This is a genomic window from Bradyrhizobium sp. UFLA06-06 (genome assembly GCF_054820065.1).
The window spans coordinates 133,755-146,936 of record NZ_JADFUD010000001.1; the positions used below are offsets into that span (position 1 = coordinate 133,755).

Consider the following 13,182-nt stretch of genomic DNA (forward strand, 5'->3'; position numbering starts at 1 on the left):
TAGTCACCTCGGGCGCACCATGGACACATTCTCAACTTGAAATCGACCGACAATCGAGCCGCCGTTTCAGGGGTGGACATGAGCACGAAGACGATTGGCAAGCAGAAGCCCTCGGGAGCTGAATACGCGTCGTTGCAAACGCAGTTCTCCAGACACGATCGCACGACGTTTTCCGGGTTCGTCTATGATCGCGCCGATCTCGGCCGACGCTACACCGTCGACCTGCTCGTCGACGGCGAGCCATACATGTCATCATTGTGTGACGAGTTTGTAACGGAGCTTGCCGACTCCGGGATCGGCGATGCGCGATTTGGCTTTACCTTCAACGTGCAGGATCAGGTCAGCGCGAACGCCACGATCATTGAGGCAAGGCTGGCAAATATCGGCAGTCCCGTCGGGGCTCCGATTCGTTGCGATGTCGCCGCGCCGGAAGCACGCTGGCACCGGATCGGCGATATCGAGTGGGTCGGAGGTTTGCGCTTCGAAGGCTGGCTTGCTCAGGACATCGACGAGGACATCGAAATCCTGATCGCGCAACGGCCGGTGATGACCGTGAAGCCGACCGGGTGGACCAACGTTGCGCGGGGCGGCGAGTTCGGCGTCGGCCGCCGGATCGATTTTCATCTGCCCGAGCATTTTGCGGACGGTCGCATGCGCGGACTATCCGCGCGGACGATTTCGGGACGGAGCCTGATCTCGGAGCCGATTTCCTTTGTCGCTTTCGATCGCGGATTGGAGCAAACGCTCGCGGATCTCGGGCGCTGGGAGAGCGAGCGGCTTCGTGGAGAGCTGTTTGACCGGGTGCTGCCGGCCTCGATGCCGTTTCACGCCTATCGCGGCTGGAAAGAGCGCTTCTCGCCGACGGCACAATCTGAACAGTCTGACGTCGCATCCGAGGCGGCGGTCGTCCTGATCGGCGACGTCAGGGTGGACGAGAGCATCGAAAGCCTCGAAGCTCAACGGCATTCGGCCTGGTCGGCGGTGTCCCTGCCGGCGCGGGCGTTCAGTCAATTCGATCCAAAAGCAGCGCGCGAGTTTGTCGACGGCGATGCCGCCGGCAGCGCGTTCTTTGTGTTTTGTCTGAGCGGAACGATCCTTGCGGAAGACGCCTTGCAGCGCTTCGCCGATCTATTCGCATCCGAACCCGGGTGCGATCTCGTCTATGGCGACGTCGAAGTTGCTGCGGGCGCCGGCGCTGTCTGGCCGCTGGCGTTCTCCGCATTCGATCTCGAGCGCGCGCTCGAGCAGGGCTATGGGGCGTATTGTTTTGCGGTGCGTCGGGAGCCTGCCGTGGAAGCGCTGCGATCGGCGACGTCGCTCTACGACATCTTCCTTTCCTGCGCGGAGCCGGATCGAACCTATCATCTTCCGGGATCGGTTGCGGCGTTGCCGCGGATCGATGCATCGGCCGCCACCGCCGAACTGGTCGCCGCAAGCAAGGCCTATTTTGCCAGGGCCGGCATCGAGGCCAATGTCGAGCCGCGGAAAGCGGGACTTCTACCGGCCGGTCAGGTCAAGCGCGCCGTCGATTGGAGCGAGCGCACCACCATCATCATCCCGACCAGAAATCGCGCCGAGCTGCTCAAGCGATGCGTTGAGACGGTCATGCCGGCGGCAAATGAGACGAACGCCCGGATCCTTGTCGTCGACAACAGCTCGACCGAGCCGGAAACGCTGGACTATCTGGACAGCCTGTCCGCGCAGGAAATCGACGTCATCTCGGTCGAGGGGCCCTTCAACTTCGCATCCATCAACAACGCCGCCGTCGCTTGCGTCGATACGGAGAACATCTGCTTTCTCAACAATGACGTCGAGGCGCTCGACGACAGCTGGTTGGCGGAGATGCTGTGGCGGCTCGCCGCTCCCGATGTCGGAGCCGTCGGTGCAAAGCTGCTCTGGCCGAGCAGCGTCGTGCAGCACGGCGGAGTGGTGCTGGGGGCCAATTTCTCGGCCGCGCACGCCTTCAACGACCGGATGGATGGTGATCCCGGCTATGGCGATCTGCTTCAGGTGGCGCACGAATGTTCGGCGGTGACGGGGGCGTGCCTCCTGATGCGCAAGCGCGATTTCGTGGCCGTCGGCGGCATGGACGAGATCCGCTTTCCGATCAGCTTCAACGATATCGATCTGTGCCTGAAGCTGCGCCAGCTCGGAAAGCGGATCGTGTTCACGCCGGACGCGAAACTCGTTCATCTGGAGTCGGCAAGCCGCGGCCGCGATTCCGCGCCGGATCGCAGGGCACGCTTCAGGCGCGAGCTGTCGATCCTGCGCGCGAAATGGGGAGAGGTGCTGCTCGACGATCCCTATTACAGCCCGCTGCTGGGGCTGGATTCGACGCCGTTCTCCTCGCTTGCATGGCCGCCGCGATCATGGAAGCCGCGCGCCAACCTGCCGCCGGTGCCGACCGCTCCTCCGATCGGGTTGTAGCAGGACGTCCTCCACCACCCAGTCGCATACGGCAGCAATCGTTGCATCGCCATCAAGGCCTGGCTGCAGCTTCAGGTCCGTGCTTCGGCCACGGCCCGGTGGAGTCGGACTCCATTCCGTCGCGGCGATCGGCAGCCCGGTTGCCTGCAGCGCGTCCACCAATGGATGACCAAACGCCGGTTCGCCGATGTCGAGAACCAATTTCGTGATGGCGTGACCTTCGATCAGCGTGGCGACGTCGTCAACGGCAATATCGCCGGTGACGATGACATTGGTGCGCTGCATCAGCTTGAGATCGTCGAGGGTACTCCCCAGCACGATCATCTCGACGTCTTCGTTGGCGTCGGCCAGTTGATCGCTCAATGCTCGTATGAAGCGAAATTCCGTGGCGTTGGCGTGCAGGACCAGCAGGCCGAGACGGGCGGGGCCGCTCACGGCGGGATACAGCACCGGCGGCGCGGGCGGGTCGCTCAGCCTCACGACTTGCAGGCCGAGAACGGCTTCCGAAAAGGCTGCGCCGTCGTCACCGATCGCAGTCACGCGCCGCGCCCCGGCGACCAGGCTTTTCCAATCCGGATGAACGCCTGATCCAACCGCCGTGCGCATTGCAAGCGTGGTGTCGGTGATCAGGAGGTCGTAGGCAAAGCGTTGCGTGAGCTGCGCCAGACATGCGCCGGGAATGCGGTTCGGCTCTGCGATCTCGAGCGACCGGATTCCGAGATCGGCGAGAAACGTCAAAAGAGCTTCGCGGCCCTCAGGCGTCGCAACGTCGAGTGCGATCGACTGCGGCGCTCCGCCATCCGGATCGAACATCGCAGCCTGCTGGCGTTGCCCCTCCGAGCGGATCTGCATGACCAGACCGTGCTGACCCTCTGCAGCCAGCTGCCGGCAGCGTTCGATGGCAATTGCGCGGCCGGCGAACGAGCCGCAGAGGATGACGGATGGGCCGGTGGCGACCTGCTGGTTCGTGAGCAGCTTGAGCTCAAGCGCGGCCCGGCAATCGCGGAGTGGATCGGCAAGCAGGAATGCGGCGCAGTCCGTCGCATAGCGCCGGTAACGGTGTTCGAGGACGCGAAGATTTCGCATCACGAGCGAACGCTTCTCGCCAAGAAACGAGCGCGAGCCCTCGTGCCCGACGAAAACCGAAGGAATGCACACGTTGCGGAAGCCGGCCTCGGCTGCGCGCAGGCAGAAGTCGACGTCTTCGAGATAGCCGCGATAGAAGTCGTCGGAGAGCTCGCGCACGGCGTCGAGGCATTCGCGGGTAATGTAGAGGCAGAACCCGATGCCGTTGGGGATATCGATGGCAATCCCGGAATTTGCCCTGCCTGCAAGTTCATCCAGCAATTCGATCTCGCCGGGCGGGGGCAGGGGATTTGACCGGTTCGGGATTGGAAAGCTGGTGTATTCGCCGTTGTTCGATAGCGGGGTCGCCGTGCCCACGCGCGGCGTCGATTGCACGGCACTTCGCAGGCGTTGCAGCGCGTATTTCGGCACGATCGTGTCCGAGTTCAGCAGCACGACGTCGCCGGCGCCGGTCTCGCCGAGCGCCCGGTTGACCGCGCCGACAAAGCCGAGATTGTGCTCATTGGTCAGCAGGCGGATGCGGAACTCGGCGGCGAGCTCGTTGAGCAGGCGCTTGATGTCCGGCTCGGGCGACGCATCATCCACGACGACGATGGTCGAGCCCGGCGTGCAGGCGAGCGCATTCAACGCGCTGTCGATGCAGGCTCGCGTTGCGGCCAGATCCCGGTATACCGGGATGATGATGGTGAGCGGAGGAGGTTCGCCGTTTCGAAGGCGAGCCGGCCGGCGTGGTGCGGCCCGGTGATCCGGAACGCGGTTGGCCGGGAGTTGAACACTTGCGATCACCCGGTCCGCCTGCGTGATCTGCAGGCGCTGCGAGGTCGCGGACGCGGGCCGTATCAGACGGAAGCTCGCGGCATGTCGCCCGTCACGCGCGAATCTGTGGCGTGGGTCGGCGGGAAGCTGGATCGTGCTGGATTGATCCGCCTGCGCCAGCGAAAGGTGCGGGTCGTCCGGCCCGCGCCACGTCACCCATCCCTTCACCTCTTCATCGAGAAAGTCGATGCGGGCGCAGCTGTCCTGGCCGCTCTGTTCGAGCAGCAGCAGCAGGGCGCTCCTGACCGAATCCGGATCGTCATCACGCCGCGTGACGCTTCGCGCCGCCTCGATCTGCTGAAGGTCGTCGCCCCAAGCCATCATTCGGCGGGCAGCGACCAGATCGTCCGGCTCGAGTTCGAGCGCCCTGGCGACGCCGGCGATGGCCGCATCCCTGAGATCGAGATGAAACAGCGCTTCCGCGCGCAGCAGATGCGCACGGGCACCCGGATGCGGCAGGATCCGGCAGCGGCGGTCGGCGAGCGCGAACGCCAAGCGGAAATCACGCGCCTCGAGCGCCCCGACAGCGGCCCGCTCGAGATCGACGTGGTGGAGCGTTTTGGACGTAAAGGCGATCCTGCGCGCGTCGGCGGTCAAGTGGCGCCCTTATCTGCCCGCATGGTCAGCTTGCCGTCTTGACGGCGCCCTGACGGCTCCGGAACACGCGCACCCGTCCCTCGAGGCGTGGTTCCTCCTGGCGCGGCATCGGAGCGGCGGGCTCGACCCGCCTCGGCTGCTGGGGCGCGAGAGGGGCTGCCTGCACCCGGCGCTCCTCAAGGTTGAGCTTGAGGCCCACCAGCGGTTCCCGTCCCGAAGGGCCCGACACCACGATCCGGTTCCCGGTGACCCGCAGGGTCGGAGCCCCCAGGAAGATGGTTTCAGCCGCGATGGCGTAGCGATCCGCGCCGGGACCCGTGGCCTCCAGCGAGAACCCTGTGATGGCCAATGCGCGTCCCCGGGTTCCGGCAAAAGTTCCGAGAGGAACGAACTGGTTGTCGCCCCGCTGCGGCCTGGCGAACTTGACGGCATATTGCAGGTGGAGATCGTGCGGCTTGTTGGGCCAATCGAGGGAAATTCCCTCGATCCGCGCCGGAGCGGACGGTCCGGCAATCCAGACGTTCGAGCCGACCGTCACGTCGCCCAGGCCCGCGACATGTGCGAGCAGCTTGAGGTCGCTCAATTCGCCGGGGCCAGCCTCCGGCTCGAACATGTCGAATGGCTGGCTGGCCGGCTGCTCAGCCGGCTGTCCCTGGGTCAGCGGCTCGATCTTGATATTGGCGGCGGTCGACCCGCCGACGCGTCCTGCGGTGACCTCGACGATCAGGCGGCTCGGCCGGGCGACCGACACGACCAGCGCGGTCTCGGGCGCGAACAGGGTTCCATTGACCACGTCCGGTCCGGTAATGATATTACAATTGTTAAGACTGGCGCGATCCGCGTATACGCGCACCACCGGAGGTGACACCTTATCATCTGCGCCATTGTACCGAACCAGGAAGAGACCCCGTGCCAGATCAATGGTTTTCTGCTGAATCTGTTCGTTCATTGTCGCCTGCGAGCCTAACGGAATGGATTGATAAGTCTCCTGCAGTGTGCCCCAAAAATCTGTGTGATAGAAGGGGGCATAATGTTAATCCGGTAAGATTGTTTTCTCGCCAATCGATGACACACCGCCGGTGATGATGCAGACCCTGACCCCAATCGAAGACCGCGCGGCCGGGGGGCGCGCTCGCCCGCCAATGAACGTCCTGTTCGTCCACAATAACTTTCCAGCCCAGTATCGCCACATTGCGCGCGCGCTCGCAGAGCAGCCCGGCAACAGGGTCGTTGCCGTCGGTTCATCGACTGCCAGCACGACGCCGGATATCCGGCTGCTCAAATATTCGACAACCAAGACGGATTCCGCCGTCGTCCATCCGTTTGCCCGGCGCTTCGATGTCGAATCGCGGCGTGCCGAAGAGGTTCTGTACGCGCTGTCATCGCTGTCGGGGCAGGGCTTCGTGCCCGACCTGATCTTCGCGCATCCCGGTTGGGGCGAAACGCTGCCGCTGCGCACGATGTTTCCGCGCGCGCGGATCATCCTCTACTGCGAATTCTATTACGGTGCCGAGGGCAGGGACGTCGGCTTCGATCCCGAGTTTCCCATGACGGGCCTTGATGGCAATGTCGCACTCCATCTGAAGAATGCGACCACGCTGCTGGCGCTCACGGAATGCGATACGGGCGTTTCGCCGACGCCATGGCAGAGATCGACCTTTCCCGCCGAGTTTCAGAGCAAGATCGAGGTCATCCACGAAGGCGTCGACACCGACGAGGTGAAGCCCAATCCGGTCGCGCGGTTTCAGCTTCCGAACGGTGCGACGCTGTCGGCGGACGACGAGGTGATCACCTACGTCTCGCGCAACCTCGAGCCGGTGCGCGGATTCCATATCTTCATGCGGTCCCTGCCGAAGATCCTCGCCACGCGGCCGAATGCGCAGGTTGTGATCGTCGGCGGCAGCGGGACATCCTACGGCGCGAATCCGCCCAAGGGCTCGAGCTGGAAGTCGATGTTCCTGGACGAGATCAAGTCGGACATCGACCTGCGCCGGGTGCATTTCCTCGGCCGAATTCCTCGGGAACCGTATCTCGAGCTGCTGCAGATATCCTCGGTGCACGTCTATCTGACCTATCCCTTCGTGCTGTCCTGGTCGCTGCTGGAGGCGATGAGCGCGGGATGCGCGGTGGTGGCATCCGACACCGCCCCGCTTCGCGATATCATCTCGGACGGCAACGGCCTGCTGGTGCCGTTTTTTGATATTGATGCGCTGTCGGATCAGGTACTCTCGGTGCTGTCACGGCCCAAGGCCTTCAAGAAGATGCGGATGAAGGCGCGCAGCTTCGTGCGGGACAATTACGACGCAAAGCGGGTCTGTCTGCCGCGGATGCTGACGCTCGTTGATGAAGGTGCCCTCCCGCGCACGTACGGGGGATAACGCCAGGAGTTTGCGATGCCGCTTGTCATCTCGGTTGCCCAGCGCAAGGGCGGGGTCGGAAAAACGACCCTTGCGGTCTTGCTCGCCGCGGAACTGGATCGGCGCACGGGCGTGGTGGGACTGGTCGACGCCGACTCGCAGGCGTCCGCGTGTCACTGGGCCGAGCCCGGCAATCTGTCGTTCCCCGTCTACCAGCTTGATCCGGAAACCCGGCCGGTCGCCGAATGGGCCAAGCTGATGCGACAGATTCCGCATCAGATCATCGTGGTGGACTCCGCGCCGAACGATCGGGTGCTGGGCGCCGTGCTCGCGGTCGCCAATATCGTGCTGATGCCATGCACGCCGTCCGGCCTTGACATCGAGGCCACCGCGCGGACGCTCGACATCGTGCGGGAAGTGCGTGCCACGCGGCGAACGGCGCTCCGTGCCATGATCGTGCCGAACCGCGTCGACCAGCGCACGCTCGAAGGCCAACAGCTGATCGAGGAGCTCGATACGCTCGACGAGGAGATCGGGCCGATGATCGGCAGTCGCTCGGCCTATGTTCGCGCGGTCGCCTTGGGGCAATCGGTCGCCGATTTCGCCGGCGGTACGCCCGCGGATCTCGAGATCAAGATGCTCGCCGATCTCGTCATGAGTTGGTGCGGGATCGCTCCCAGGCAACGGGTGGCGATTTAACAGAGCGCGCCGGCGGCTTCACGTCAGGCTAACCATGCCGGCATGGGAACGAAAGACTTCGGGCCGCAGTCAGCCCTTGATCTGACGTGTCCCGCCGAAAGGGCTTGGTTAACGGATTGCTCGCGCGCACCCTCGCATTTGAAACAAATGCCGCCGCGCGCTTGAGCCCAAGCTCAAGACATTTCCCGTACATGCTTCCCGTCACTGTGGGGAGTGAAGAATGTACAACGTCAAGAGAGTGATGGCCCTGGTTCTGGCCGTCCTTGCGCTCGGGACAAGCGCACAGAACACCCAGGCTGGAATGGTCGGCTTCCCGCTGCCGCTGCGCGGCGTGATCGAGAAGATCCGCTTCAGCGAGCCGACGCTGGCGCCGATGGCCTACACCATGTTCTGCATGCGCTATGCCGACGAGTGCAAGCCGAAAGCCCGCGCCCGGATGGTGTTCCGCGGCGGCGCCACACGCCTGACCAAGCAGCGCATCGCCGACCTGATCGAGGTCAACGCTTCGGTCAATCGCAGCATCGCGCCGCAGCGCAACGAACGCGGCCTTGCCGGCGAGGAATGGCTGATCAATCCGGCGCGCGGCGATTGCAACGACTATGCGGTCAGCAAGCGCCACGAGCTTTTGGCGCGCGGCTGGCCGATGCGCGACCTTCTGCTGAGCGAGGTTGTGACCTCCTCCGGCGAGCATCATCTCGTGCTGGTGGTCCGCGCCAGGGGTGGAGACATCGTGCTCGACAATCTGAATGCGCAGATCCGCAGCTGGTCGCAGGCGCGTTATCGCTGGGTCAGGATGCAGACCCCGGCGAACCCCGCTCACTGGGCCGCCGTTGCGCAGGCCGGCGCCTGAAGTTCTGAACGAGCCTCATCGATCGAAAATGGCGCGGCGAGACATTTCGCCGCGCCATTTTTCGCATCAAGGACGATCGCCAGCGCGCTGCGGCGACATTGCCGGAACGATTGGAGGCATTAACGGTTGACCCTGATCCAACCCATCGAGGCATCGACATGCAGCTGGCCGGTCTTGTCACAACAGCGACGTTGGTCGTCGCCCTAGCCACGCCGGTGCTTGCACAGGGCACCGGGCAGACCACGCAGGGCGCAACGCGCTATTCGATCGATGGACCGGGCGGCGGCGTTCCGACGTCGCGGCCGCAGGCGACCCAGCCGGTCCCGCCGGCAACACCGGCTTACCCCTATGGCAGACCGTCGCGGCACGCGCCGCCGGTCGGTCAACGGACCAACGTGCCGCTGGGGTCGCGTTAAGCGTTGCGTGACCAGCAAATCCGTTCGGTCTTAACGCTATTCCCATCGTCATTTTGCCGCCTCGGACGGAATGTCGTACCGATGCGATCACTGCGCCTGCTGAGGCGCGGGATTGGTTCGCGCAGGGACGACACTTTTAAATGGCGAGCAGGGGTTCGATCCTGATCACGGGTGGCGCGGGATACATCGGGTCCCATTGCGCCAAGGCGGTTGCCGAGGCCGGGTTTCTGCCGGTCGTCTACGACAATTTGTCCACCGGTCACCGTGATTTCGTGCGATGGGGGCCGCTCGTGATCGGCGACGTCGCCGACCACGACAAGATCGCCGCGACCGTCCGCGAGCACAATGCGCTCGCCGCGATGCACTTCGCTGCGTTCAGTGCGGTCGGCGAGTCCGTGGCTGATCCGCAGAAATACTTCACCAACAACGTTGCCGGCACGCTCGGCCTGCTGCGCGGCATGCGGGAGGCGGGCTGCGACCGCCTGGTGTTTTCCAGCACCGGCGCGGTCTATGGTAACGCCGGACGCGATCCGATTCCCGAGAGTGCCGCTGGTCCGACCGTCAATCCCTACGGCCGCTCCAAGTTCATGATCGAGCAGATCCTGGCCGACTACCGCGCGGCCTATCGGTTCAACTCGGTCTGCCTGCGCTATTTCAACGCCTGCGGCGCCGACGCCTCCGTCACCATCGGCGAGCTTCGCGATCCCGAGACGCATTTGATTCCGCGCGCGATGATGGCGCTGCTGGGGCACGTGCCGGACTTTGCGATCTTCGGCGAAGACTATGACACGCCTGACGGCACCGCGGTGCGCGACTACATCCATGTCGACGACCTCGCGAGCGCCCATATCGCGGCGCTCGAACTGCTGCTGAAGGGCGACGCCGGCGGCGTGTTCAATCTCGGCACCGGCACCGGCTATTCCGTGCGCGAGGTGCTCGACGCGATCCACGCCGAGACCGGCGAAGCGGTGCCGAGCGTGGTGCGCGAGCGCCGGGCCGGCGATCCGCCGATCCTGGTGGCCGATCCCTCCAGGTCGGAGCGCGGCCTCGGCTTCAAGGCGAGGCGGTCCGATCTCGGCTACATCATTCGCTCGGCCTGGGCCTGGCATCAGAAGGCGCATCCGCGCCGGCGCTAGAGCGTTTTCGAACGAAGTGCATACCGGTTCGCGTGAAGAAAACGCTCAAACAAAAAGCGCCGATCGCGGCCGCAGCGCCTCAATCCAGCGTGATGTAGTGCTGTTCGGCCAATCGCGCGAGGAACGGCATGTCGACAAGGCTTGCCACCAGGAAGACGGCGACCAGCGCCAGCACGAGCAGCATCAGGCCGCGCTCGCCATAGAGCTTCTCGGGTTTCTGCGCCGACGATCCCGGCGACGTCGACATCGAGAAGTAGGTGGTGAACAGCATCACCACCAGCGGCATCGCAAGGACATACTCGATGCGGTACTTCACCAGGAACACCGAGAGGAAGAACACCGAGAACAGCGAATAGCTGAGGCACGAGGCCGTCAGCGACACCTCGGTATAGTGCGCGAAGCTCGCGCGGTAGCGCGCCAGCAGCTCCCTGCCGTGGGACGCGGCAATCTCGCGATATTCGGACAGCCGCTTGGCTGCCATCAGGAACGCGCCGCCAAACCAGTAGCACAGGATCACCGAGCCCGGCGGCAGCGAGGTCGGGTCGATCATCGCCCAGCCGATCAATAGCCGCAGCGGATTGTTGACGGATTCCGAGATGACGTCGAAATAGGCCTTGTCCTTGCTGCGGAGCGGCGGGACATTGTAGACGATGCCCTGCAGGGCGAAGATGCCGGTTGCGAACAGCATCAGGCGGCTGCTCGCAGATGCGCAGACGAGGCCGAGCGCGACCAGCAGCAGCCACTCGATTCCGATGATCTTGCCGTCCATCGCGCTCTGGACCGCGGAGCGCTGCGATTTGGTCGGGTGATGCCGGTCGAAGTCGCGGTCGAACCATTCATTGATCACATAATTGGCCGACGCGATGCAGATCGCGGCCACAAGGCCGAGGACGATCGCGCTTGCAACATGCTCGCCTCTCGCGCCGCGCAACAGCCAGGCGAGCACAATCCCGGGAACGATGAAGATGTGCTTGGTGCTGTGATCGAGCCGCAGGATGGCGAGATACTGCCGGATGCTTGCGGCCGGCGGCTTGCTGGCTTCGACCTTGCTGTCCATCAGCGCCATCGCGCGGTCCTTTTCTGTCGTCGTTGATCGATCGCCTAGTTGAGGAGGTAGACGTCGAAACTCTCGTCGGTCTTGGCGGGGCCGAAGCGGCGGAGCATCGTGGTCGCTTCGCGGAAATCGCGGATCTGCGTCGCTGAGGCACGGAACGTCCGCCAGTCCTTGCCTTCGTCGTAGATGCGGTCGGGCGTGATCTCGTCGAGCCGGTAGGCCAGCAGGACGATGACGGGCGCGCGGCTCGTGTCGCGAAGCTCGCGGGCAAGGCGCAGGGTCTCGCCGAGATCGCTGTCCATCCTGCCCTTGCGCGAGAAGATCACGACGCTGCCGAATTTGTGGTCGCGCGCGAGATAGACAGGGTTCTTGACGTAGTACGGCAACCCCTCGACCAGCCATTCCGGCTCGCTGAGGATGACCGCGTCGGCCAGATCGGCGCGCGAGGCGATCAGGCGGCCGAGATCGGCGCTGCGGCTCGCGACCACGCCGGTCAATGCGTTGCGCAAATCGTTGATGCCGGCGGCGGTCTGGATCGCGAGCACGAGCAGGAGCGACACGCGTCCGATCGCCGGCAAGCGCCGGTCGAGCCATGCGCGAGAGACGGATGGCGCGGTGACCCGGCTCCAGCCGATCCAGTAAAGCGCGATCAGGAAGCTCAGCCAGACCGCGGCATGACGGTAGGCACCGTTGGCGGCGACAGCGAAGAACAACGACGTCAGCAACAGGGCGGCGATGGCGGCGAGGAAGGCCGGTCGCCGCGGCACAAGCCCGAGCGTCGCGCCGAACAGCAGCGCCGATCCCGCGACCCCCGGCAGCAGATTGGCAAACAGCGCGCCCAGCGACGTCGCGCCGGGGTTCACCAGGGACAGGATTGCCGCCGCCAGCGGTGACTCGTGCGACCAATCGCGAGCCGCGGCGTCATTATAGGTCGGCAGCATCGTCACGGCGCAGATGACGACGCCAATCGTCGCGATCGTTGCGTTGATGGCGAAATTGGTGAGTTGCGACGACCAGCGCCAGCCATGGCTCACGAGTTGGGTGTCGAGCAGGTCGAGCAGCCAGAACAGCAGGAATGCGCCGGCCATGATCGCGCCGACGACGTTGGTGTTGGCGAGCAGGAATAGCAGCGCGCCGAGCAGCAAACCACGATCGCGGTGGGCCCGATAGCAGGCCGCGATCGCGAACAGGAACAGGGCGGAGATGCCGTAATTCCTGGCCATCACGACATATTCAAACAACAGCGCATGGCTCGTGATCAGCAGCAGGACCAACGGTCGTGGGAATGGCGACCGGAAGATCAGCAGTGCGACCGTGATGAGCCCGACCACGAAGGCGACGGCGGGCAGCACCTCGACCCGATCGAATACGGCATGCGCGCCGCGCAGCAGAAGGTACCAAAGGGCAGGGTGGCCCTCGCCATGCAACCCTCTCAGCATGGCGGACACATTGTCGCCGTTCAGGGCAATGGTGAGCGCGCGGACCTCGTCGCGCCACATCACGTGACGGCCGATCTGGAAGCCGACCAGCGCGACCCATCCCGCGAGGAGCAGGACGTCCGGCCAGGATCGGCGGTCCCGCTTGGGCGCGAACAACCACTGGTCCAGGATGTGCAGAGAACGGGTCAATGAATCCTGCTGCTGCTCGGATCGGGACGGTCAAACCGTGGCGTCATCTGCCGGCCTGTGTTAACAGTAAAATCCACATAGAATGTTGTAACATTATGGGCAAACCAGACTAACAT

The 13,182-nt window shown here is 64.3% G+C and carries 10 protein-coding genes; 6 read left to right on the forward strand and 4 right to left on the reverse strand.

Features of this window, described 5'->3' with window-relative positions:
* Window positions 1–78 precede the first annotated feature (78 nt).
* On the forward strand, window positions 79–2,427 hold the full coding sequence (locus IF803_RS00595) for a glycosyltransferase family 2 protein (RefSeq protein ID WP_461190926.1): 2,349 nt from the start codon (window positions 79–81) through the stop codon (window positions 2,425–2,427).
* On the opposite strand, the gene IF803_RS00600 is transcribed toward IF803_RS00595, so the two are convergent.
* The gene (locus IF803_RS00600; protein ID WP_461190927.1) at window positions 2,368–4,926 is read right to left on the reverse strand and encodes a glycosyltransferase family 2 protein; all 2,559 of its coding nucleotides are present in this window, start codon (window positions 4,924–4,926) and stop codon (window positions 2,368–2,370) included. The two genes, IF803_RS00595 and IF803_RS00600, sit on opposite strands and share 60 nt — an antisense overlap.
* A gap of 25 nt (window positions 4,927–4,951) precedes the next feature.
* Window positions 4,952–5,875, reverse strand: a complete 924-nt coding sequence (locus IF803_RS00605) for a hypothetical protein (protein WP_304499449.1) — start codon at window positions 5,873–5,875, stop codon at window positions 4,952–4,954.
* A gap of 193 nt (window positions 5,876–6,068) precedes the next feature.
* Between IF803_RS00605 and IF803_RS00610 the strand changes: the two genes are divergently transcribed.
* From IF803_RS00610 to galE, 5 genes are all read left to right on the forward strand, one after another.
* Complete coding sequence (locus tag IF803_RS00610; RefSeq protein WP_461190928.1) at window positions 6,069–7,304, forward strand: glycosyltransferase family 4 protein; 1,236 nt, start codon at window positions 6,069–6,071, stop codon at window positions 7,302–7,304.
* Window positions 7,305–7,319: 15 nt separating this feature from the next.
* Complete coding sequence (locus tag IF803_RS00615; RefSeq protein WP_028345280.1) at window positions 7,320–7,982, forward strand: ParA family protein; 663 nt, start codon at window positions 7,320–7,322, stop codon at window positions 7,980–7,982.
* 220 nt (window positions 7,983–8,202) lie between these two features.
* Window positions 8,203–8,832, forward strand: a complete 630-nt coding sequence (locus tag IF803_RS00620; RefSeq protein ID WP_411779644.1) for a transglutaminase-like cysteine peptidase — start codon at window positions 8,203–8,205, stop codon at window positions 8,830–8,832.
* A gap of 158 nt (window positions 8,833–8,990) precedes the next feature.
* Window positions 8,991–9,248, forward strand: a complete 258-nt coding sequence (locus IF803_RS00625; RefSeq protein WP_411779645.1) for a hypothetical protein — start codon at window positions 8,991–8,993, stop codon at window positions 9,246–9,248.
* A gap of 140 nt (window positions 9,249–9,388) precedes the next feature.
* A complete protein-coding gene (galE, locus tag IF803_RS00630) occupies window positions 9,389–10,384 on the forward strand; it encodes a UDP-glucose 4-epimerase GalE (RefSeq protein ID WP_461190929.1) in 996 nt (331 codons plus the stop codon).
* 79 nt (window positions 10,385–10,463) lie between these two features.
* Here galE and IF803_RS00635 read toward each other — a convergent pair whose 3' ends face one another.
* Together IF803_RS00635 and IF803_RS00640 are read right to left on the reverse strand one after the other, a co-directional pair.
* Window positions 10,464–11,450, reverse strand: coding sequence for a UbiA family prenyltransferase (locus tag IF803_RS00635; RefSeq protein ID WP_461190930.1), 987 nt, complete (start codon window positions 11,448–11,450; stop codon window positions 10,464–10,466).
* A gap of 35 nt (window positions 11,451–11,485) precedes the next feature.
* Complete coding sequence (locus IF803_RS00640) at window positions 11,486–13,066, reverse strand: hypothetical protein (RefSeq protein WP_461190931.1); 1,581 nt, start codon at window positions 13,064–13,066, stop codon at window positions 11,486–11,488.
* Between the last annotated feature and the right edge of the window lie 116 nt (window positions 13,067–13,182).